The sequence below is a fragment of the Amycolatopsis sp. cmx-11-32 genome (genome assembly GCF_047608695.1).
Lineage (GTDB): Bacteria > Actinomycetota > Actinomycetes > Mycobacteriales > Pseudonocardiaceae > Amycolatopsis.
In genome coordinates this window covers 42652-62747 of record NZ_JADNQN010000019.1, presented here as the reverse complement: position 1 = coordinate 62747, position 20096 = coordinate 42652, and the positions used below count along the sequence as shown (strand labels likewise).

The window sequence follows — 20096 nt, the reverse complement described above, 5'->3', positions numbered from 1 at the left end:
TGCCGACTACTCGCGCACCGCGTCCGAAGCTGGCTCGCCTGCTGGACACCGTTGCAGGCGGGTCACCGTACTGACCCGGCGAGGTCCGCGTCCGCCCTCGTCACACTCGTGCTCCGGTGAAGTACCGTGACTCGGCCAGGCGGTTGAGAACACCGATTCGGCCGCGGTTGGGAACCGACCGGACCGGGTGCCCGGTGATCCCCCAGTGCTGTAGCAGGGTGTTGGCCGCGGTCCAGCCGGTGGCCGCGGCGCGTTCCATGAGGGCGACTGGCAGATCGATGCGGATGCCGTCGCCCGCCAGTGCCAGTGCCGGGTCCGGTGTCGTCACTGTGGGGCGTCGCGCGAAGTCGCCGACGCCGAACAGCGGACAGTCTTGGCGCCACAGGTTGATCGCGCCGATCACGCCTGCCTCGCGCGTTTCCGGGTAGATCTCGTGCAGTCGTTCGTCCATGGCGCCTGCCAGGCTTTCCTGATCGGTTTCGGTGGCCGCGTAGGCGTGGAGTTCGACCACGGAGCCTTCGGTGTGCGCGGCCCAGCGCCGGGCTTCTCCCTCGAATCGATTTAGCAGGCTGATGTTGTCAAGGGGCGGGACGCTTCCGGTGCCGAGAAAAGGTGACCGGTCGGGGTGGACTGGGCGGTCGAGCCAGAGCCGTCGGATCAGGAAGGGGGGGGCCGTGCGCAGGGCGCCGACGGCGGTGCGCCAGGGAGCCGTGCCGAGTGTCGGTGACGCCGCGACGATCTTTCGCAGCCCGGTGACTTCGCAGGCGAGGACGACGGCGTCGAAGTGTTCGGTGCGGCCGGCTGCCTCGACGTCGAACCCGTCGGGGGTGCGCTCCAGCGCGCTCACCTCGGTACCGGTGCGGATCTCGACCCGCCTGCCGGCGAGATAGGCCGCCAGCGGATCCCACAGTGCCTGTGGGAAGGGCTCGGTCGGCACGTCGAAGACGAGACCTTCGCTGGAGCCCAAGAAATAGAGGTGGAACATGGTCGCCAATTCAGCGGCTGAGAGCTCGCTCGGGTCGGCGAAGAAGCTCCGCGAGAAGACTTCGAACGCGAGGTGCTGTGCTGCCGCCGGGAAGTTGATCGACTCCAGGAAGGACTTCGCATCCGTCTTGTCCAGCTCGTAGTACGTCTTCGGCACGCTGACCGTCGCCAAGGGCAGCGCGTCCCGGCCGCTGATCCGCAACAGGTCTCGCGGTGTGAAGGTCGGGCTGCGCCAGGCGAAGGCCAGCGCGTTCCAAGGTGGATTGCGGGGGAGCCCGGCGAAGGTGTCGGTTCGACCGTGCGCGTCGAGCAGTGGATAGTCGGTCAGCGGTGTGAGCCGTTCCAAGTGAGGATCGGTCCGGGTCAGCAGCGCGCGGAGATTGTAGTACTGACGGAAGAATGCGTGGAAGCCGCGGCTCATGGTGACGTCGGAGCCGTCCGGTAACCGCTCCCGCCAGCCGCCGACTCGACCGCCGAGATGGGTTTCACGTTCGAAGACGGTGACGGTGACGCCGCGTTCGGCCAGCCCGGTGGCCGCTGTGAGCCCGGCGATTCCCGCGCCCACCACCGCCGCGGTGGGACGTCGCCAGGTCTTTCCGGCGTCGGACAGGCCTGCCAGTGCCGGCCGGGTGACGATTCGAGGGTCGGTGCCCAGAGAGGGAGTCACGGTGTCTCCAGCGGATTGGTACCGAGGACGGTGTGCACGACACCGCGTTGCCAGCCAGGCATTGATTCGGTGCGGACATCGGTGAATCCCGCGTCGTACAGGCGCTGGGTCAGCGCCCCGATGCCGTCGAATTCCAGCACGCTGCGGCGAAGGTGCCGGTAGAGTGTCGCGTCGCCGGTGGTGACCTTCCCGAGCGGGATGATCACGCCCGCGCACACCACTTTCCAAATCCAGCGAGCACGCCGGGAATCCCGTACCGAGTACTCGTGCAGGGCGATTTGGCCACCCGGCTTCAGTAGCCCGCGCAGCCGCCGCAATTCGCCTGTGGGGTCCGCGAGATTACGGAGCAGGTACGCAGCCAGAAGGGCGTCGAAGGGTCCTTGGATGCCGGCGAGTTCCTTGACGGGCGTGTGCACGAACTCGACGTTGGCCGGCCAGGACTTGGCGCGAGCTCTTTTCAGCATCTCCCCGGACGCGTCGAACGCCGTGATCGCGGCGTCCGGCGCCACGGAGAGCAGTGCCGCTGTGGACGCGCCCGTGCCACAGCCGGCGTCCAGAAGGCGAAGCCCGCGCGTCTCGAAGGGAAGGTCGAGCCGCAGGGCGGAGAGCCGCAGATGTTCGTGGTAACCCGGATTCCTGGCGACCAGCCGGTCGTACCAGCGAGCCTCGGTGTCGAACGCCGAGGGGACGGTCGCACGGGGCAGACCGTCGCGCGCCATGCCGCTCACGCCTGCTCCTCTTCTCGTAGCCGGGCCCGTTCCCATAACAGCAGGACGGCGGTGACCAGTGCGTAGCCGAAAAGGAAGTCCTCGACCGGAATGTCCCAGGGAAACCGCCAACCCGTGAGGTGTTCGGGCGCGTACAGGACGATCGGTTCGGACAGTTTGGTCAGCCAGCCGTCGACCGGGATCTGGAAACCGGTGACGATGACGATCGTGATCCAGTACGGGAGCCGTCGGAACAACCCGGTCCGCAGCAGGACTAGTTCAGCGAACACGACCCCGGCGACCGCGACGACGACGGGCACGGTGTAGCCCCAGGGGATCATCGCCGGACCGCTTTCGCGCCGCGCCGCTGGAAGGCGGCGAGGGTGACCTGGACGATCTCGTAGGTCAGTACCCCGCAGATGGGGATCACGATGAAGAAGAGGATTTCTTCCAGAGGAATGGCGAAAGGCGCGCGAATTCCCGTGACCAGCTCGGGTGCGTAGCTCCAGACGCCGCCGGCGATCGCCACCGCGTCCCAGACCAGGAACACCGTGGCTACCGGAAGCAGCGCGCGGGCCAGCCGTCGCGGACGCCGGTACACCCGAGCACCTGCGAGTTCGAGCGGGAGCGTCACGATCACGCAGGCAGCCAAGACGAGCAGGTACTCCACTTTGCCCACGTCAGGCCACCGCCATCGGGGGAGCGGGCGCCGCATGCCGCTGTCGTGCCCACTGGGTGCGGGCGACGGCGCCGACGGCGACTGCGAGGCGGAGCCCGCGCGACACCGTGGCCCGGCCGGCGAAGACGTCGTGATCGGCGTCTTCGATCCGGTTCAGGATCCGGCCGTACAAGGTCGCCGCGGTACTCACGCACGGCCGTGAGATCGGATGCAGCATCGCGATCCCGGGCCTGGCTTCGGCGTAGATCCGTCGTGTTTCCGCGATCTGGTGCCGAATCGCGGCTCGCACCGCGGTATCCGCGCCGCCGTTGCTCGAGCACCAGCTCAGGCGGTCGCGGTCGACGCCGTGCGCGGACAGTTCGTCGGCGGGGAGGTAGACGCGGCCCCGTTCGAGGTCCTCGGCGACATCGCGCAGAAAGTTGGTCAGCTGGAAGGCCTTTCCCAGTGCGGCCGCGCGAGGAGCGGCTTCCTCGCGGCAGGACACTGTGCCGAGGACCGGGAGTACCTGAAGGCCGATCACCTCCGCCGAGCCGTGCACGTAGGTGTCGAGTTCGGCCCGCGTGGCGTAGCCGGTGACAGTGAGGTCCATCCGCATCGACGCGAAAAAGGCTTTGAAGTACGCCGGGGACAACGTGTATCGAGTCGCGGTGTCGATCACGGCTGTCAACAGGAGATCTTCGCTCTGGCCCGCACTTAGGTCGGCGAAGAAGCGATCCTCCACTGCGGACAACTGTGCGTCCAGAGTGTCCGGTGTGGCACCGGGCGCCGGCTCGTCGACGATGTCGTCCAGCCAGCGGGCAAACCCGTAGAGCGCGTGGATGGCCGGGCGCTGTGCCGGAGTCAGCAGCCGTGTCGCCAGGAAGTACGTACGGCCGTGCCGGGCGTTGAGCTCACGGCATCGGGCATAAGCGTCGCGAAGCGCGGGAGTGCCGATCCCGGCGGCATCGAGTTCTCGTCGTGTCATCGCGCGCCTTCTCTCGCCAGGTCGAAGGTTCGTGAGCGACCGCGTGTCACCCCGGTGATGCGGTCGGCGGCGAGCCGCCCGGAGATCAGCACTGTCGGCACGCCGACTCCGGGTACGGTCGCTCCTCCGGCGAGGACCACGTTCTCGGTACCACGCGGAAGGTTCTTCGGCCGGAACGGTCCGGTTTGGCCGAACGAGTGGGCATAGCTGAACGGTGTCCCGGCGACCAGTCCGCGCTCAGCCCACTCGGCGGGGCCGATGATCTCGGTGAACTCCGGTTCGAATCCGGGGAGCAGGCGTTTTCGGGCCAAGTCGAGGATTTCCGCGGCATAGGGCGCGGTTTCGATGCTCCAGTCGATGTTCCCGCGTTCGAGGTTGGGTACCGGGGCGAGGATGGAGTACAACTGCCGTCCCGGTGGCGCGAGTCCGGGATCGGTCGCGGTGGGCCGGGTGATCAGCAACGACGGGTCGGACATCCGGCGGCCGTCGGTGATGAGTTCGTCGAACGTCGTGTCCCACGCTCGCCCGAACGAGATCGTGTGGTGCGCCGTGTCTGTCTCGCGGGCGGGACCGCCCGCGTGCACGATCAGCGCGGACGGCGCGGGCCTCAGCGGGGCAGGCCGTCGCGGAGCGTGCCCCAGCAACCGATAGCTCTCGTGCAGCTCGGAAGTCAGGACTACGGCGTCGCACGGATGGCGCTCACCCGACACCGTTCGGACGGCCGAGATGCGGGGGCCGGTCCGTTCGAGCCCTTCCACCGCGTCGCCGTAGTGGAAGGTCACTCCGGCTGCCGCGGCGACCCTGGCGAGAGCGAGGGGGAGGGCGGCGACGCCACCGGGCGGGAAGTACACGCCGCCGACCGTGTCCATGTAAGAGATGACCGCGTAGAGGGCCAAGGCGCGCATCGGTGACTCGCCCGCGTACAGGGCTTGAAAGGTGAAGACACGCTTCAGACGCTCGTCGGAAAGGAACGCGCCGATCCTGGGTTCCAGTTTGCGGAAGCCGCCGAGCGCGAGCAGGCGGGCCAGTTCCGGCCGGACCATGCCCAGCGGGGAGTCGATGTTCCTGTCGATGAACCGGTCGAACTCGGCGCGATAGAGCCGCGTGAGCCAGTCGCGAAGCCGGAGATAACCGGCGGCCTCGGCCGACCCGGCGAACTCGCGGACCGCGTCCGCCATCGCCAGGCCGTCGGTGTGCACGGGGAGAGAACTACCGTCCGCGAACCGGGCCATGTAGGCGGGATCCAGACGGGTCAGCGGCAGCTCCGTGGCCAGCTCGGCACCGACGGCCCCGAAGGTGTCCTGAAGAATCGAGGGCATGGTCAGGACGGTGGGACCGGTGTCGAGCAGATAGCCGTCTCGGTCGATCCGGCCCGCCCGTCCGCCTGGCCCGTTGTCCCGTTCCAGGACGACGACCTCGCGTCCTCGACCCGCCAGGTGCAGCGCCGCGGCCAATCCCGAGAGTCCCGCTCCGACCACGACGACCCGGTTCGTCGGCCCCGGCACCGTCTTCACTGGTCTCGCTCCGTGCACCGGGCGGCGAGCACGGCGAGTACTTCCGCGGCGTGCCGCGGTACGACCGCCGGATCGATCACCGCGAGAGCCTTCTCGGCGCGCTCCCGAATCAGCTCTCCGAGGCGTTCTCGTGCCCCGGTCGCGACGATGAGCTCTCGCCAGCGCGAGACGGCAGCATCGTCCACAGTGGTCAGTTCGATGAGGTTCGTCAGCTCGGTTCGCTGCCCTCGGTCGGTCATAGTGGCTGCGAGCACGATCACGCTGGACGCCTTCCGGTCACGAAGATCCTGTCCCGCGGGTTTTCCGGTGATCGCCGGGTCGCCGAACACGCCGAGCAGGTCATCGCGGAACTGGAACGCCTCGCCGAGGAGACCGCCGTACTCCGCGAGCCCGGCGAGCACGGCCGGCCCGCATCCGGCCAGCGCCGCTCCGAATTCCAGGGGGCGCCGGACGGTGTAGTTGCCGGATTTGCGCCGCAGGACATCGAGAAGACCGTCCCAGCTGGGCAGGGAGCGCGCGTCGTTCACCAGATCGCCGAGCTGGCCGACGGCCAGTTCGGCCCTCATCAGGTCGTACACCGGCCAGCCCCGAGCCAGTGTTTCCGGATCCAGGCCGCTCTCCCGCAGCAACTGCTCCGACCAGACCAGGAACAGGTCACCGAACAGGGTCGCCGCCGATTCGCCGAACCGCGTCGCGGAACCGCTCCACCCCTGCTCGGCATGCCAGCGGGCGAACCGCACGTGCAGGGCGGGGCGTCGTCGCCGGACCGACGATCCGTCCATCACGTCGTCCTGCGCCAATGCGAAACAGTGCAGCAATTCCAAGCTGGACGCGGCACGGAGCGCGGCATCCGATTCCGGTCTGCCGCAACACCAGCCGACATGGGCGAACATCGGCCGCAGGCATTTACCGCCCGCCACGAACTCGGGTATCACGGTTTCCGCGAGTGCGCCTTCGCGATGACCCGAGAGATGTTCCGCCGCCCGCGCCGTGACGAAGTCGTGCGCCTCGGCGAGGCAACGCTCACCTACCCTGTCCAGCCACACGGCAGGTGACTCCTCCGCCGGCGCCACTCCCGCCGCCACGGTCACCGCCATCCGACCACCCTCCAGTTGCCGACCCATTCGATTCGCAACCGTTTCATACCTGGTGTAGCTTGTCCACTGGACCCGGTGATCCGTCGCACCTGGAGGACGTGTCGTCGACATGGCAAGGAAAGCGTCAGAAGGGCTGTTCGTCGTGGTGGTCGGCGCGGGTCGTTGACGAATCGAAAGTGACGTCCCGGTGAACGAGGGTGGTGTGGCCACCCGCCTGCCCTCGACGGGCCCGGTCTCGCCCCGCCGCCGGGTCAGGGCGCCCGCCGGGTGTGACAGGAATACATTCGTTAGTGTCGTCCCGATCATTTGGCAGTGTGTCGTGAAGACTTTTTTGTTGGCATGGTGGGAAAAAGTCTGTGTGGTGGTCGGCCAGGTCCATCGTCGCGTTGTGATGGTTACGCGGACTGCAGCATTCTCACGTTCCCTGACATTCCCTCGCGCGCTGGCCGCGTGGACCTTCGCAGCCGCGACCGTGCTCTGCCAGATTCTCTACTCGGTCACTGATCCAGGAGAGCGCACGCCGCTCACCATCCTGACAGTGGTCTGCTTCGCCTCGGCATCGCTCGCCGACGCCTGGGCACGTGCCGGGGTTCGCACGGTCGTGACGCTCGTCGTCGTGGCCGGAGGCGGCGGCTTGCTCGCCGAGATCACCGGTCTGCACACGGGCTTCCCATTCGGCCACTACCAGTACACCGATCTGCTTGGCTGGTCGGTCGCCGGCGTACCGGTCCTCATCCCACTGGCGTGGCTGATGATGGCTTGGCCCGCGCTCCTGGTCGGCCGAGCGCTGGCCGAACGACCGGCCGGCGTCGTCGTGGTGGCGGCCTGCGCCTTGGCGTCCTGGGATGTGTTCCTCGACCCGCAGATGGTGGACGAAGGCTACTGGACGTGGGTGTCGCCGGAGCCGTCTTTGCCCGGCGTCGTGGGGATCCCGCTGACCAACTTTCTGGGCTGGTTGCTCGTCGCCGCTATCATCCAGGCGGTATTGCATCTGTTGTCACCCCGAGCCGAAGATCCAGTGCCGAGCTTGGCCACCGGGCCTGCCCCGGTGATGTACCTGTGGACGTGGTTCTCGTCGATCTGGGCGCATCTCGCTTTCTTCGGCCGCCCGTGGGTGGCACTGGTCGGCGGCCTGACCATGGGAGCCTTGGCTGTGCCGTTCACCGTGCGCATCGTGCGGGGGTGGCTGTGGTCTCACTCGGCCGCCTGATCGTGCGGGCGGCGTCATCGGCCGCCGTCGCCGCGGCCGGGCACGCGGCCTACAACGCGCGCATCGTCCGGGTGCCACCGGAGAAACCGGACCGTTGTCCGGAGGCCGTCTCGATCCTGCTTCCTCTGCGGGATGAGGCTTCGCGTGTGGCGCCCGCTTTGAGGTCGTTGCTGGAACAGCAGGGGCTCGACGACGTCGAAATCCTGGTGCTGGACGACTGTTCGACCGACGGAACAGCGGAGGTCGTGCGGCAGGTCGCGGGCGAGGACCCGCGGGTTGCCGTGTTCACCGGAGTCGAACCGCCGGATAGGGTACTCGGCAAACCGCACGCGTGCCATCAACTCGCCGAGCGGGCCCGTGGCTCTGTCCTGGTGTGCGTCGACGCTGACGTCGTGCTCGCCCCGCACGCCGTCGCGGCGGCGGTTTCCCTGCTACGCGAGGCGCGTCTGGACGCCGTTTCGCCATTTCCCCGGCAGCGCGCGGACGGTGCCGGTGCTCGCCTGGTGCAGCCGTTGCTGCAGTGGTCATGGCTGGTGCTGTTGCCGTTGCGGCAGGCCGAGCGCTCGCCGCGGCCCTCGCTCACCGCCGCCAACGGCCAGTTCTTCCTGATCGACGCCGCGATGCTGCGCGAATGCGGTGGTTTCCTCGCGGTCGGCCATGAAGTCCTCGACGACATCGCGCTGATGCGGGCGGTCAAACGCGCTGGCGGACGCGGTGTGGTCGCGGACGGCAGCGGGGTCGCCGAATGTCATATGTACGAGACATGGCCGCAATTGCGCGACGGCTACGCCAAATCGCTCTGGTCGGCCACCGGATCGGCGCCCGGAGCCGTGGCGATCTCCGCCGCGCTGCTGGGGATTTGGGTCCTGCCCGCCGTCGCGGCCCTGACCGGATCCCGCGCCGGACTCGTCGGGTACGTCGCGGGCGTCGCCGGACGCGTGGTCACCGCACGCCGCACCCGAGGCCGGGTCTGGCCGGACAGCCTGGCTCACCCGGTCTCGATTCTCGCCCTTGTCGGACTCATCGCCCGCTCGTGGTGGGCACGAAAGAATGGGCGAATCGCTTGGAAGAACCGCGCGCTGCGCCAGAAGGAGACTGGATGAGCGACGTCGTGGTGGTCGGTGGCGGTATGGGCGGACTCGCGGCCGCCGCCCGGCTCGCCGCGGCCGGTCATGTGGTGACCGTGCTCGAGCGGGCTCCGCGATGCGGGGGGAAGCTGGGAACCTTCAGCCGGGACGGCTTCACCTTCGATACCGGTCCGTCCTTGCTGACTCTGCCGGGTGTCTACCGCGAACTCTTCGCGGCGACGGGCACCGACCTCGACGAAGTGGTCGACGTCGTGCCGGTCGATCCTGCCTGCCAGTACCGTTTCGCGGACGGTACCGAACTGGCCATGCCCCACGACCGGGCTGAGGTGTCCCGCAGCCTGGATGACGCATTCGGTACCGGTGCCGGTGCGGAATGGACTTGTCTGATGCGGGAGGCGGAACACCTCTGGGACCTCGTCGGCGAACAAGTCCTCCGGCGTCCGCTGCGCGGCACCCGGGACCTGCTCCGGCACGCCACCGGCGTCCGCGACCTCCTCGCCATCGCACCGTGGCGCACCCTGCGCGGGCTCGGACGCCGCCGGTTGCGAGATCCGCGGGCACGGATGCTGCTCGACCGCTACGCCACCTATACGGGATCAGATCCCCGCAAGCTTCCGGCGGTCATGGCTGTCGTGCCCTACGTCGAGCAGGAGTTCGGCAGCTGGCACGTCCGTGGAGGGCTTCGCCGGCTCGGCGACGCGCTACTGGGCAGGCTCGCCGAACTCGGCGTCGAGATCCGGACCGGCGCCGAGGTCACCGCGATCGAGACGGGAGCGGGGGGAGTGAGCGGGGTACGTCTCGCCGACGGTGAACGCCTGGCGGCGAAGGCGGTGGTGTGCAACGCCGATGCCGCGCATCTTTACGGCCATCTTCTCGACGACCCGCGCGCCCGGGCGCCTCGCCGGGCGCTCCGGCAGGTTCAGCCGTCACTGGCCGGGTTCGTGCTGCTGCTCGCCCTACGCGGGGTGACGCCGTCTCCCCGCCACCACCGGGTGCTGTTCCCCGCGGACTACGACGCGGAGTTCGACGCCATCTTCGGCAAGAATCCGCACCCGGTGCCGGATCCTACGGTCTACATCTGCGCTCCCGACGATCCCGACCTGCACCCGCCGGACTGCGAATCGTGGTTCGTCCTGGTCAACGCCCCCCGGCACGACCCGGAGTCCGGAGTGGACTGGGCGGCGCCCGGGCTGGCCGAGAAATACGCGGATCGTGTCCTCGATGTCTTGGCCGAGCGCGGACTCGACGTCCGCGATCGCTTGCTATGGCGCGAAATTCGCACACCGGCCACACTGGAACACGAAGCCGGGGCGCCGGGCGGTTCGATCTACGGCTCTTCGTCGAACGGCCCTCGCGCGGCTCTCCTCCGGCCGGCCAATTTCAGCCCGATTCCCGGCCTCTACCTTGCCGGTGGCTCAGCCCATCCCGGCGGAGGTCTGCCGTTGGTCGCGATGTCAGCCGCGATCGTCGCCGGACTGATCGGCCCAGCGGTCCGGGAGACCGCGGGCCACGGCGATCGAGAGGTGAATCAGGCCGATGACTGACAACCCGGCCCACAGCACCGCGCACGTCTCCGCCCACTGCCAGCCCGTCCACGGTGTGCCGGCCGGAGCGAGCGCGACGCCCGTCACCGCGACTGCCGCCACGATCAGGCGCGTCGGACGTTCGGCGACCGTGATCGCCCCGGCGCCCCGCAGCCCCACGCCCTGGGCACGTGCCCGGAGAAATTCGTGCAACAGCAGGAGCATCGCCAGCCCGGCGCACCAGGCGAACGGTGCGCCGAGAACGAAAAGCACCGCGGCGAAACAGAGTTCGGTGACCCTGTCCGCGACCGCGTCCAGTACCGCGCCGGCCGGCCGCGCCCGGCCGGTGAGCAGTGCGACCGCCCCGTCCAGCCCGTCGAACACCCCGGTCGCGAGGAGTGCCACCAGTGCGAGCCACAGCCACCAGCCGTTCGCCGAGGCCAGGAACACCGCGGCCCCAGCGCTCAGGACCCCGCAGCCGGTGAGCACGTCCGGAGGCACCTTGAGGATCGGTCGGGCCAGCGTCTGCACCGCACGCAACCAGCGGACCGTCAATGCGCTTCCGGAAGCGTCGTGTGCGTGTAACCGCGACCAGCCCGCGACTCCGTCTTCAGCCGAAGCCGGTGCGCCGGAGTGAGTGGCGGAAGCGTCCGGCGCCGGACCGGAGTGGTGCTGAGCGACGTCAAGCACTCCTTGCAGGGGCGTGACCTGTCGCTCTGGGCCGCCGGCGTGACGTTCTTCGCCATACTGGCTGTGGTCCCGCTCGCGCTCGTCGCCTTGCGCGGAGCCGCTTTCGTCGTTTCGCCGGAGTTCGTCCTCCACGGCGTCTCCCGGTGGGGCGACGCGTTGCCGCCCACTCACGATCCGGGCGCCGCCCTGGACGCGCTCACCTCCGCCGCGCTGCGTAGCCCGTGGACCGCGCTGGTGGTGACCTTGCTTCCCGCCACCTTCTACGGCGAAGGATTGCTGCGCGGGTTCGCGCAGGTGTCCGGCCATTCGCCCGGGGCATTCGTCGGCTGGCGCGGGCGCCTGATGTTCGTCCCTGTTCTTCTGATCAGCCCGACTTTGGCGATCGTGCCGCTCGCCACCGCGGATGTCGTCGCCGACTTGTACACCGGGGGTGGCTGGTCGACGTTCTGGGGAATCACGGTGTCCTTTCATATCGACTGGCTGATCATCGCCGCCGTCACCGCGATCGTGTTCGTCGGTAGTGCGCCGCGCGGTGCGCGCCGCAGACCCCTGCTGCTCGGCGCCCTCGCGGTGGCCTCCTTCCTCGCGGGGTTCTTCCACGGCTTTCTCCTGTTCCTTGCCATCCCGCTCGACTGGAGCATCCCGTTCGGCGGCCTCACCGGGGTGGGCGTCCTCTCGGCACTCGTACTCTGGCTCTATCTCCTGCACGTGATGCTCCTGCTCGGTTTCCGGCTCACGCTGAGCGTGGAGCGCACCGACGCTGGAACGACGCTGATCGCGCAAGCCCCCGCACGCGAGAATCGATGCGAAAACACACAGTAGAGTCCGGAGTATTTCCAGCTCAGGGCACGTTTCGGAGCTGTGTACGTCAATTGTCCCACTGAAACGTTGCGCAAGCGATTTGTGCGACCGGAAATCGGATCGGCTCGATCGATCGCAGCCTCGAAGGCGCGGTGCGGACCGTACGCGCACATCGCTAGCGCCTGAGTGTTCGGCGGTCGACGGAGTATTGTTCTGTACGGGTACAGCAGCCACACACGCTATGACTTGTGGCGCAAAACCGGTTGATGCTCATGATGTTGCGCGATTCAGGCGGACGTTGACCGGTTGTCAGCCGCCCGGAGGGAGGCAAGGGGAAGCGGGCGTGCCGACAGGCGGTTTCCGTCCTGTGGAAACGTGGAGTTGATGGACGTCGACGAGATGAATCACCCTGCCGGACCCCGGGGTGCGGGCTCGTGGACCCCTGGCAAGGTTGCGGAATTGCTGGGCGTCTCACCGGTCACGCTCCGAACTTGGGGGACGCGCTACGGGGTTGGCCCCTCGCTTCGCGCGGATGGGCGCCATCGCCGGTACTCCGATGCCGACGTGCGCAGGCTTCAGCACATGCAGCGGCTCACCGATCGTGGCATGCGTGCCCGCGAGGCCGCTGCGGCGGCGTTCTCCGGCGATGAAGACGCGATCCCCGAGATCTCCGTGAAGCGACGAGCCGACGAGATCGAGACGGCCGCTGAGGAGCTCGAGTTCACGTCCTTGGCGGCGCTGTTGGACGAGACCCTCGACGCGCTCGGCCCCGCCGGGATGTGGGCAGGCGTGGTGGTCCCGGTCCTGCGCAACCTCGGAGGCCGTTGGTTGCGCGGCGACGTGTGCTTCGAGTCGGAATGGGCGTTGACCGCCGAAGTCTCGCTGGCGCTCCAGCGTTTCAGCGGCAGGTTCGCCAACACCGCCCCCGGCCGTATCGTGCTCCTTGCCTGCTGTCCGGAAGAGCGGCACAGCCTGCCGATGGAGGTTCTCCGGGCGTCGATGGCCGAAGTGGACATCCCTGCTGTGTTCCTCGGGCAGATGGCTTCCGCCGAAACCACGTTCGGGATGGCGTCGAAACTGGACCCGGTCTTGATTCTGTTGTGGTCGATGTCGGTCAACACCGCCGACGACATGCTGAGCCAGCGTCTGCAGCGCCGCGGGTTCGACGTCGCCCTGGCCGGTCCGGGGTGGAAGGAACGCAACGTCAACGACATCCCGTGGGTCAACGAGCTGACCGACGCGCTGGATCTTGTCGCCGAAAGCTTGAAAGCCTGAACCTCCTGGCCAAAGCGTTGCGCAATCGCTCCAAATATCAGAGGATGCTTGTCGTCGGTCGGCTCGGTCGATCGCACGGCAGGAGTGTGACTTGTGGACTTCAGGCGACAGGTGATCGAACGCTGGCCGGAGCGGTGGCCGGTCCAGCCGTTCCAGGAGCCGGCCTGGGTGCGGCAGGAACCGACTTACCGCGACTGCAGTCCCACCTTGATCGCCGGCGCCGTCAAACGCGCCGACGCGCGTCCCGCGGGCAACTGGTACGTCGTCGCGGCCAGCCGTGCGATTCGTGCGAACGAACCCCTCGGCCTCCGGGTCGGCACGCAGGAACTCGTGGCCTGGCGCGGCGAAGACGGACTCACGACGATCGGCCCCGGCGCGTGTCCCCATCTGGGCGCGCCCCTCGATCAGGCTCGCGTGCACTGCGGCGAATTGGTCTGCCGCTGGCACGGTCTGCGGGTCGGTCCTGAGCGGCCCGGTTGGACGCCTTTCCCGTCCTATGACGACGGCGTCCTCGTGTGGGCGCGGCTCGACCGGCTTGGAGGTGAAGCTCCCACCGAGCGGCCGTTCGTGGCGCCAAGGCCGGACGGAAATGCCATGATCGACGCTGTCGCCACCCTGACCGGGATCTGCGAACCGGAGGACGTCGTCGCCAATCGCCTCGATCCCTGGCACGGCGCTTGGTTCCACCCGTACTCGTTCGCTCGGCTGCGTGTTCTCTCGGCGCCGCAAGGAAACGACGTCGCCGAGGCGGACGACCGGTTTGTCGTCGAGGTGACCTTCCGGCTCGCGGGCAAGCTGGGCGTGCCGGTGATCGCTGAGTTCACCTGTCCCGAGCCGCGCACCGTGGTGATGACGATCGTCGAGGGTGAAGGTGCGGGAAGCGTGGTCGAGACCCACGCGACCCCGCTCGGTGCCGGCCACGACGGCCGCCCGCGCACCGCCGTGATCGAAGCGACGATCGCCGCGTCGGACCGGCCGGGATTCGCCAAGGCTACGCGGATCGCGCCGATGCTCCGGCCGCTGATGCGCCGCGCGTCCGCGCGGTTGTGGCGAGACGATCTCGCCTACGCGGAGCGGCGCTACGAGGTGCGTACCGCTTACCATTGACGTGAGGGCGAGGCACGGACGACGCCGTTCGGCGCGCCGTGGAGTCTGCGGTCGCGGTGGGCTCGTATCTGCGATCAGGGATTCCCGAATACAGCCGTAACGAAGTCGCCACACAGGGGCGGGACGCCGGATGCAGCATGTCGATACCTGCCGCGCTTCGCGGTAGATTCTCCGATTGATCGCGATCTGCTCGGTGAGGGCGCGGCGTACTCTCGGATCCAGCCGCCGTTGATATAGCTGGTCGCGAGGAACTCGACTTCGGGCCCAGTGCTGGTCTTCCTCGTCGAGCAGGTGGGTAGTCCGCACGCCCAACAGGAATCGGACACCAGAAAGTGGCCCTCGAGCAGTAGGTTCCGTCCAAGCAGTTCGGTGCCGGGCAGGTGGAAGGCGCTGAGGAAGTCAGAGGGGTGAACTCGTGATCAGGTATCGACGCCTGTGCCCGGGACCACACTCCGTCCGGAGCCGGTGGCCCTGGTCGTTCGACACCCAGCAGATGCCGGTGGCGATCGAAAGTTCACGCGGGTGCGAGGACCTTGTCGGGGTCGTAGTGGATCTCTCTGGTGCTGAGATCAGCGAGCACGGACAACGGGTCGACGCCGCCCCACTCGATTGACAAAGCTGGATGCAAGCCCGTCAAGTGCGACCGAGGGCCTGCTCGCGAGTGGGCGGCCAGTCTGAGCGCTGTCGCCACGACGAGCCGGCTGGGCGTCATCAGGGTTCGGTCTCGACGCGGTCCCGGTTTCCCGGCGGGCCTGGTCCAACGCCGCCACAGGCCGTGCGTGGGCCCGCCTGCTTCGATCGCGGAGTCACCGTCGACAAAGCCACCGACAGCCCGGCGCGTTCCGGTAGTTGCTCGAGCAGGACGTGCGGCTTCGAAACGACGTCACGGTAAGCGCGGTCTTCCCTCGCGGCTACCGGAGTAAGCGGCCGCGCGCATCGACGCCAGCCATTGCGGCACCAAACGCAACCCGGGCGGTTGGGCCGTCACCGGGTCGAAGGCGATGCCCGGTCTTTCGGTGTCGACGCGCGACAGGACGATCTCGGCGACTGGGCGCCACGATGCTCCGGCCTCAGCTACCTTCAGCCGTAGTCGCAGCGGACCGTCGTCCAGCGACCGGACCACATCGGCGATCGAAGCACGATCCACCGGCAGGTCGGCCACCTCGGCACCGAACCAGAGGTTTCGGTCATCGACGCGGTAGGGCATGAGGCTGCAGTACCGATCGCTGTTCCAGGAGCGTAGGGGCCAAGGCAGCATTCGGCCGATGCGGCGGCCGGGCATCGAGGTGGTGAGCAGGAGGTCCCAGTGCCGGGGTGAGGTGCCAAACCTCAGGGCCAGCCCCAGCGCGTCAGGCACGGCGCCCGGCATTCCCGCGCCTTTCGACATCCTGGCGAGCACGGGCCCAGGCCGAAGTGGAAGGGATTCGGTTGATACCGAGACAACCTCGCCCGCTAGCAGCACACCACGGGGATGAACGGCAGATGCGCGCCTGAGCGCCGCTAACAGACGAAACACCGACTTGATCGCAGTGGTCATACCGCGGTGTTCCCCCGCTGAGCATGACCCAATCGCGTGCCGCAAGCGGCGAAGGAGCCAATACGCGGTTGTACCGGTCGCTCACGGCCACCAGCCAGCTCGAAGACGGCCGAGGAGATCCACGCGCCCAGGGACAGTGACGATCAGCGGATGCGGCTGGCACGCAGCGAACCGCGATGCTACGGCGGCGACAGGAAAGTCGGCCGTACGAAAGGACTCAACGACACGAAGGAACTGACGGGTTTCATACGTCAGGACTACCCGAGTCCGCGTTGGCTGCACGCCGGGACATCAGCAGGCCGATCACCACGAGTGTGGCGCCGAGCGCGAGGAAACCGAGGTCGTACCCCAGCTGATCAGGCCCGGAGCGAACGTGGTGCACGCCGAGAATCAGATGGTCGACAGTGCCTTCGACGAGATTGAACACGCCCCACCCGACCGCTACGCCGCCCCAGAGGGTTCGCGAGGGCAGGCGGCGACCGCGATTGAGCGACGTGATACCGGCGATCACGAAGAGAAGGCACAGTAAATGGAACAACCCGTCGCCGACCATATTGAGGTGCAGGTTCTCCGCGGTGTCCGGTGGATACCAGCTCGACAACATGTGGTGCCAGTTCAAGATCTGGTGGGCGACGATGCCGTCGACGAATCCGCCGAGGCCCAGCCCCAGCAGTATCGCCGCCCGGCTCACCTGGCTCATCCCGCCGTCAGCTCGGTGACCGCAGGCGGCTGCGTAGTTCCGAGACGAATGACGCATCCGTAGAGGCCATGACCGCCAGGTCGATCTCTGGAAGGAGGGCGAGAGCCGACGGAAGCACACTGTCGAGGATCAAACCCACGGCGCACAGCACCACGTCAGAATCCGTCGCGTGCGCGGGCAGGGTGACCCGTTCACGCAGACAAGGACTGAGCAGAACGTCGAATGTTCCCGGTGCGCGACCCCGACAGCAGTACTCTGCCCGGTAGCGGAAATTCTCGACACGGTCTATCCGCCAGATGGCGTGGGCCGTCGGGCGACTCGGGGGAGTGATGACGTCCGGCATGGCAACCGTATACCCGGCCGGTGCCGGGATAAACGAACAACCCGGGCGAATCATGCCGGAATGATTATTTTCCGCGTCGAAGGGCGTCCCTGGATCTCAGCGCCGGTGAGGGGGACCCGCTGTCGTGCACGAAAAGCCGAGGCCGGTGTCTCGTCATACCAACTTGCTTCAGCGCGCGCAAAACGCAGAAGCTCATCGATGGTGTGTTCGGTGAGATATCGGTGACGATGCAGTACTTGTTCCAGGGCTGGAACTGCCGGATGGAGGGCAAGTACCAGGATTTGATCATGGATACGACGACCGAGGAGATCGGCGATCATCGGTGACGGTGGGGCGTTGGCCGCGGATTCGAACGGCAACCTGTCCACCACCACCCCCGGTGGTCAAGCCACTGCAGCCCCACCAATCAGCTCACCTCGATCACCTCACGACCCTGGTCGTGCTGGCTGTTGTCTGGCCCACCATTTCAGCCCCACCGTTCGTTTCGCTCAGCCCGTCAGTACGCCGGCGCCGGTAACGACACAATGAGCACAGCACTCCACAGGCGAGGAGACAGCCCCTTCCGCGCGGACTCCAGCCGGCACTTGCAGATATCGCCTGCGTGCCCACCAGCACATTGTGACGACAGGCGATAGTTGGCATGCGACGAGGCGGTTCCAGGTTCGATTGGACGCCGAGCAGTGACCGCGGCCGAGCGCTTCAGTTGCCAGCTCAGCGCGGTAGTGGGATGAGTCCTCCACTAATCTGGCCTGGAAGCTCCGACTGCCACGTCCGCTCGTGCCGATGAGCGGACGATGCTGCAGGAGAAGAGACGACGAACTGCCGGATTGCCGATCACCAGCGTGCCGGCCCCCGCCGGACAAAGCTGACCCCGCGTGCCCGAGAACACCGCGGCGGGGCCGGGCTGGCGATCGGACGGCTCGGCCTGCCTGTCGTTCAAGGCGCGTTGCTGAAGTCGCACCCCGCGACCACAGCGAATGTGCAGGACGGCCAGCTCTTGGAACCGGCCGGGCTCGGCGAGACCTGCGGCCGCGTCACCAAAGCCCGGCTCAACCCGCAAGCGGCCGACCCTGTCCATCAGCAGACAGCTCTGGGCAGTGGTCGAGGACCGGCACCAGCTACCTCTGGACCCGGCACCACCCGTCGACCGGCGAGCGGCTGTCCCGACCGAGAGGCTGACTTACCGCCTCAAGTCCTGTCTGCGCTCATGTGCCGCAGGCAGCGTGCGAGAGAGGGTGACTGACGCGGGACGCGCACGGCTACTCCTCCTGGCCTCGTACCTCGAGCGTTCTCGCCAGTATGGGAGGTCAAAGAGCCTCAGCCCAGAACGACACGGGGTTACAGCTGGGCATTCCAGGACGTGAGAGCTACTGCGCAACTCCGTCGGCGCTCGCACGAACCGCGCCTTCGTCGACTCGAGCGTCTCGACCACCAGTTCGATCACCGCGCCGGTCCCCGGCCGTCCGGGAAAGAGTGGCAGCGTCTCATTGCGGCAGTTCCCTGAGCTGTTCCGGGAGGTGCACGTCCTCCGGCACCGAGTTCACCACCTCGTCGAGCAGCTCGGGCAGGCGCTTCGACAGCTTGCCGATGCCGTCGGAGAGGGCTTCGCACGTCGCGCGCGCCTGTTTGAGGTACCAGTGGAGGATGTCCACGCACGAGCTGGACTGTTCGGTGGGAATCGTGATCTCCTCGGGGTCCTGGCGGCTCTTCGCCACTGACTCGAGCTTCGAGGCCACCATGGAGGCCACCGCGATACCGAAGGAAAGCGCGTACGGCATAGCGGGGATGAATCCCGCCAAGGTCAGCAGCACTCCTAAGGTCTTGATGAGGTCGATCGGGGAGGCGTCCAGGTTGCGGATCGCTGCGTCCGCCTGGCCCATGATCCCGTCCAGCTGCTTCCTGGCCGACTTGACGAGAGCGGCGTAGGCCACCAGGGTTGCGCCGAACTCCGCGTGCATCGGCCCCCGGACGTGGATCAGGAAGTTCATCAGCTGAGTGAACTTGTTCAGCGCGGCGACCTGTCCGGGGCCTTCCCACACCGCCTCGGTCAGCACCTGTATTGCGCTGTTGAGCTCGGCGAAGTCGGCGAGGGCTTCCTTGACGTCCTGTGATGCCGAGCCCGTGTCGGCACCCTTGTCGAACGCGAGGTTGTAGAACGCCCAATCGATGGGCGGCGAGTAGGCGTCGGGACCGGCATACCCCGAGTCGCTCATCAGGACGTGCTGCCCGGACAGCACTTCGGCGAATGCCATGAAGTGCTCCGGCGTCGTGCCGAGGTGCTCGATCACCGAGGAGACGTACTGCGGCTTGGTCATCGCATTCAGGTATTCGTCGGGAGTCGCCACGGGGATCGAAGACGCACCGTAATCGTGACCAGGGACGCCGCGGTTGTGGAATTCGTACTTCACCTCGTAGAGGGTGCCGATGCACGGGATCCACGCGTAGACGTTGGAGCTGTTCGCCAGCGCCTCAAGACAGGCGGCGAACCCGGCGGCGTGCGGCATTTCGCCGGTGTCCACTTCGGCCAGCAATCTGCTCGACTCATCGGCAGGCGGCGGCCATTCGTTCACCATTATCCCCCCAAGGTGTGGCTACGGCATCCTGCCGAGGATGGATTCGAGTGTCGTGCGCGCGGCGTCGTCGGCCTCCGAATACATCGCGATGGCCTGCTTCAGTGCTGCACCGTGCTCGTTGATGAGGTCAACGAACCGTTGTTCGAGCACAAGCATTCTGCTGAACTGATTGTCCCACTCGCGGCCGAAGGCCTGATAACTCCGTTGGTACTGACCTGTCTCACCCGCGTGTCCCCTGAAGAAGGCGTCGTCGAGCGCGCCGGGCAAGGCCGCCAACCTGTCGGTCTTGGCCTGAAAGTAGGCCTTCACCTCGAGCAGCTTCTGCCGCGCTTCTTCCATGCTGACCACATCGGCGGTGAAACCGCCTCTCGTGTGTTCGTCAGACGTGTCCGGATCCATGGAACCACCTCCCCAGGCATTTTGGCGATGATAGCGCCCCGACCCCGCGCAGACGCTAAATCGGTCAAAAAGGCAACCTGCACACCGCGATAACGACACGGGCAGCGCAGCCCATGCCATGGCGCCACCGCCGGCACCGACCTCGCGAAGACCGTCGCCGAGATCAGATCCTGGTGCAGCAGCTGCGGGCACCACTGCGCGGTCCAAGAGGCGATGTCCGATGCGTACCACCACCCCC

At 67.3% G+C, this 20096-nt stretch carries 18 protein-coding genes and 1 pseudogene; 7 read left to right on the top strand and 12 right to left on the bottom strand.

Going from position 1 to position 20096, the window contains the following annotated elements:
• Nucleotides 1–100 precede the first annotated feature (100 nt).
• From ACM6LR_RS36590 to ACM6LR_RS36560, 7 genes are read right to left on the bottom strand one after another with little or no spacing between them, the layout of a single operon-like run.
• Nucleotides 101–1651 carry an FAD-dependent oxidoreductase gene (locus ACM6LR_RS36590; RefSeq protein WP_414945429.1) on the bottom strand — a complete coding sequence of 517 codons (1551 nt, stop codon included), beginning with the start codon at nucleotides 1649–1651 and terminating at the stop codon, nucleotides 101–103.
• Entirely contained in the window at nucleotides 1648–2370 is a 723-nt protein-coding gene (locus tag ACM6LR_RS36585) for a class I SAM-dependent methyltransferase (RefSeq protein ID WP_414942427.1), read from the bottom strand. The genes ACM6LR_RS36590 and ACM6LR_RS36585 overlap by 4 nt, the downstream gene beginning before the upstream one ends.
• Before the next feature lie 5 nt (nucleotides 2371–2375).
• Nucleotides 2376–2699 (bottom strand): lycopene cyclase domain-containing protein, encoded by a 324-nt coding sequence (locus ACM6LR_RS36580; protein ID WP_414942357.1) that lies wholly within the window; start codon nucleotides 2697–2699, stop codon nucleotides 2376–2378.
• The gene (locus ACM6LR_RS36575) at nucleotides 2696–3037 is read right to left on the bottom strand and encodes a lycopene cyclase domain-containing protein (RefSeq protein ID WP_414942356.1); all 342 of its coding nucleotides are present in this window, start codon (nucleotides 3035–3037) and stop codon (nucleotides 2696–2698) included. Before ACM6LR_RS36575 ends, ACM6LR_RS36580 begins: the two co-directional genes overlap by 4 nt.
• Before the next feature lies 1 nt (nucleotide 3038).
• Nucleotides 3039–4001 (bottom strand): phytoene/squalene synthase family protein, encoded by a 963-nt coding sequence (locus ACM6LR_RS36570; protein WP_414942355.1) that lies wholly within the window; start codon nucleotides 3999–4001, stop codon nucleotides 3039–3041.
• Nucleotides 3998–5515: a phytoene desaturase family protein gene (gene crtI, locus ACM6LR_RS36565; RefSeq protein WP_414942354.1), complete on the bottom strand. Its 1518-nt coding sequence runs from the start codon at nucleotides 5513–5515 to the stop codon at nucleotides 3998–4000. The genes ACM6LR_RS36570 and crtI overlap by 4 nt, the downstream gene beginning before the upstream one ends.
• Nucleotides 5512–6612 (bottom strand): polyprenyl synthetase family protein, encoded by a 1101-nt coding sequence (locus tag ACM6LR_RS36560; protein ID WP_414945428.1) that lies wholly within the window; start codon nucleotides 6610–6612, stop codon nucleotides 5512–5514. Before ACM6LR_RS36560 ends, crtI begins: the two co-directional genes overlap by 4 nt.
• 319 nt (nucleotides 6613–6931) lie before the next feature.
• Here ACM6LR_RS36560 and ACM6LR_RS36555 point away from each other — a divergent pair, with 319 nt between their 5' ends.
• From ACM6LR_RS36555 to ACM6LR_RS36545, 3 genes are read left to right on the top strand one after another with little or no spacing between them, the layout of a single operon-like run.
• Complete coding sequence (locus ACM6LR_RS36555) at nucleotides 6932–7822, top strand: carotenoid biosynthesis protein (protein WP_414942352.1); 891 nt, start codon at nucleotides 6932–6934, stop codon at nucleotides 7820–7822.
• A complete protein-coding gene (locus tag ACM6LR_RS36550; RefSeq protein WP_414945427.1) occupies nucleotides 7795–8925 on the top strand; it encodes a glycosyltransferase in 1131 nt (376 codons plus the stop codon). The genes ACM6LR_RS36555 and ACM6LR_RS36550 overlap by 28 nt, the downstream gene beginning before the upstream one ends.
• Complete coding sequence (locus tag ACM6LR_RS36545; protein WP_414942350.1) at nucleotides 8922–10454, top strand: phytoene desaturase family protein; 1533 nt, start codon at nucleotides 8922–8924, stop codon at nucleotides 10452–10454. The genes ACM6LR_RS36550 and ACM6LR_RS36545 overlap by 4 nt, the downstream gene beginning before the upstream one ends.
• Here the strand turns inward: ACM6LR_RS36545 and ACM6LR_RS36540 are convergent.
• Nucleotides 10365–10964, bottom strand: a complete 600-nt coding sequence (locus tag ACM6LR_RS36540) for a CDP-alcohol phosphatidyltransferase family protein (RefSeq protein WP_414942426.1) — start codon at nucleotides 10962–10964, stop codon at nucleotides 10365–10367. The genes ACM6LR_RS36545 and ACM6LR_RS36540 overlap by 90 nt on opposite strands.
• Nucleotides 10965–11066: 102 nt before the next feature.
• On the opposite strand from ACM6LR_RS36540, the gene ACM6LR_RS36535 reads away from it, so the two are divergent.
• The 3 genes from ACM6LR_RS36535 (at nucleotide 11067) to ACM6LR_RS36525 (ending at nucleotide 14306) form a co-directional block, all read left to right on the top strand.
• Nucleotides 11067–11945 (top strand): YhjD/YihY/BrkB family envelope integrity protein, encoded by an 879-nt coding sequence (locus ACM6LR_RS36535; protein ID WP_414942349.1) that lies wholly within the window; start codon nucleotides 11067–11069, stop codon nucleotides 11943–11945.
• A 363-nt stretch (nucleotides 11946–12308) separates the two neighbouring features.
• Entirely contained in the window at nucleotides 12309–13199 is an 891-nt protein-coding gene (locus tag ACM6LR_RS36530; protein ID WP_414942425.1) for a MerR family transcriptional regulator, read from the top strand.
• 93 nt (nucleotides 13200–13292) lie between these two features.
• Nucleotides 13293–14306, top strand: coding sequence for a DUF5914 domain-containing protein (locus ACM6LR_RS36525; protein WP_414942348.1), 1014 nt, complete (start codon nucleotides 13293–13295; stop codon nucleotides 14304–14306).
• A gap of 883 nt (nucleotides 14307–15189) precedes the next feature.
• On the opposite strand, the gene ACM6LR_RS36520 is transcribed toward ACM6LR_RS36525, so the two are convergent.
• Both ACM6LR_RS36520 and ACM6LR_RS36515 read right to left on the bottom strand, forming a co-directional pair.
• Complete coding sequence (locus tag ACM6LR_RS36520) at nucleotides 15190–15843, bottom strand: hypothetical protein (RefSeq protein WP_414942347.1); 654 nt, start codon at nucleotides 15841–15843, stop codon at nucleotides 15190–15192.
• A gap of 244 nt (nucleotides 15844–16087) precedes the next feature.
• Nucleotides 16088–16543 carry a DUF2243 domain-containing protein gene (locus ACM6LR_RS36515; protein ID WP_414942346.1) on the bottom strand — a complete coding sequence of 152 codons (456 nt, stop codon included), beginning with the start codon at nucleotides 16541–16543 and terminating at the stop codon, nucleotides 16088–16090.
• A 462-nt stretch (nucleotides 16544–17005) separates the two neighbouring features.
• On the opposite strand from ACM6LR_RS36515, the pseudogene ACM6LR_RS36510 reads away from it, so the two are divergent.
• A pseudogene (locus ACM6LR_RS36510) lies at nucleotides 17006–17200 on the top strand (manganese catalase family protein); the annotation flags it as partial.
• 1170 nt (nucleotides 17201–18370) lie between these two features.
• Here the strand turns inward: ACM6LR_RS36510 and ACM6LR_RS36505 are convergent.
• Together ACM6LR_RS36505 and ACM6LR_RS36500 are read right to left on the bottom strand one after the other, a co-directional pair.
• Nucleotides 18371–19459 carry a hypothetical protein gene (locus ACM6LR_RS36505; protein WP_414945426.1) on the bottom strand — a complete coding sequence of 363 codons (1089 nt, stop codon included), beginning with the start codon at nucleotides 19457–19459 and terminating at the stop codon, nucleotides 18371–18373.
• Between the two features lie 18 nt (nucleotides 19460–19477).
• A complete protein-coding gene (locus ACM6LR_RS36500; protein WP_414942344.1) occupies nucleotides 19478–19858 on the bottom strand; it encodes a hypothetical protein in 381 nt (126 codons plus the stop codon).
• Nucleotides 19859–20096 lie beyond the last annotated feature (238 nt).

What these genes read in the sequence shown, in the direction of transcription:
- ACM6LR_RS36585 (WP_414942427.1), bottom strand. Translation starts at nt 2,370, where the DNA reads ATGGCGCGCGACGGTCTGCCCCGTGCGACCGTCCCCTCGGCGTTCGAC.
- ACM6LR_RS36580 (WP_414942357.1), bottom strand. Translation starts at nt 2,699, where the DNA reads ATGATCCCCTGGGGCTACACCGTGCCCGTCGTCGTCGCGGTCGCCGGG.
- ACM6LR_RS36570 (WP_414942355.1), bottom strand. Translation starts at nt 4,001, where the DNA reads ATGACACGACGAGAACTCGATGCCGCCGGGATCGGCACTCCCGCGCTT.
- ACM6LR_RS36560 (WP_414945428.1), bottom strand. Translation starts at nt 6,612, where the DNA reads ATGGCGGTGACCGTGGCGGCGGGAGTGGCGCCGGCGGAGGAGTCACCT.
- ACM6LR_RS36545 (WP_414942350.1), top strand. Translation starts at nt 8,922, where the DNA reads ATGAGCGACGTCGTGGTGGTCGGTGGCGGTATGGGCGGACTCGCGGCC.
- ACM6LR_RS36530 (WP_414942425.1), top strand. Translation starts at nt 12,309, where the DNA reads ATGGACGTCGACGAGATGAATCACCCTGCCGGACCCCGGGGTGCGGGC.
- ACM6LR_RS36520 (WP_414942347.1), bottom strand. Translation starts at nt 15,843, where the DNA reads ATGACCACTGCGATCAAGTCGGTGTTTCGTCTGTTAGCGGCGCTCAGG.
- ACM6LR_RS36515 (WP_414942346.1), bottom strand. Translation starts at nt 16,543, where the DNA reads ATGAGCCAGGTGAGCCGGGCGGCGATACTGCTGGGGCTGGGCCTCGGC.
- ACM6LR_RS36505 (WP_414945426.1), bottom strand. Translation starts at nt 19,459, where the DNA reads ATGGTGAACGAATGGCCGCCGCCTGCCGATGAGTCGAGCAGATTGCTG.
- ACM6LR_RS36500 (WP_414942344.1), bottom strand. Translation starts at nt 19,858, where the DNA reads ATGGATCCGGACACGTCTGACGAACACACGAGAGGCGGTTTCACCGCC.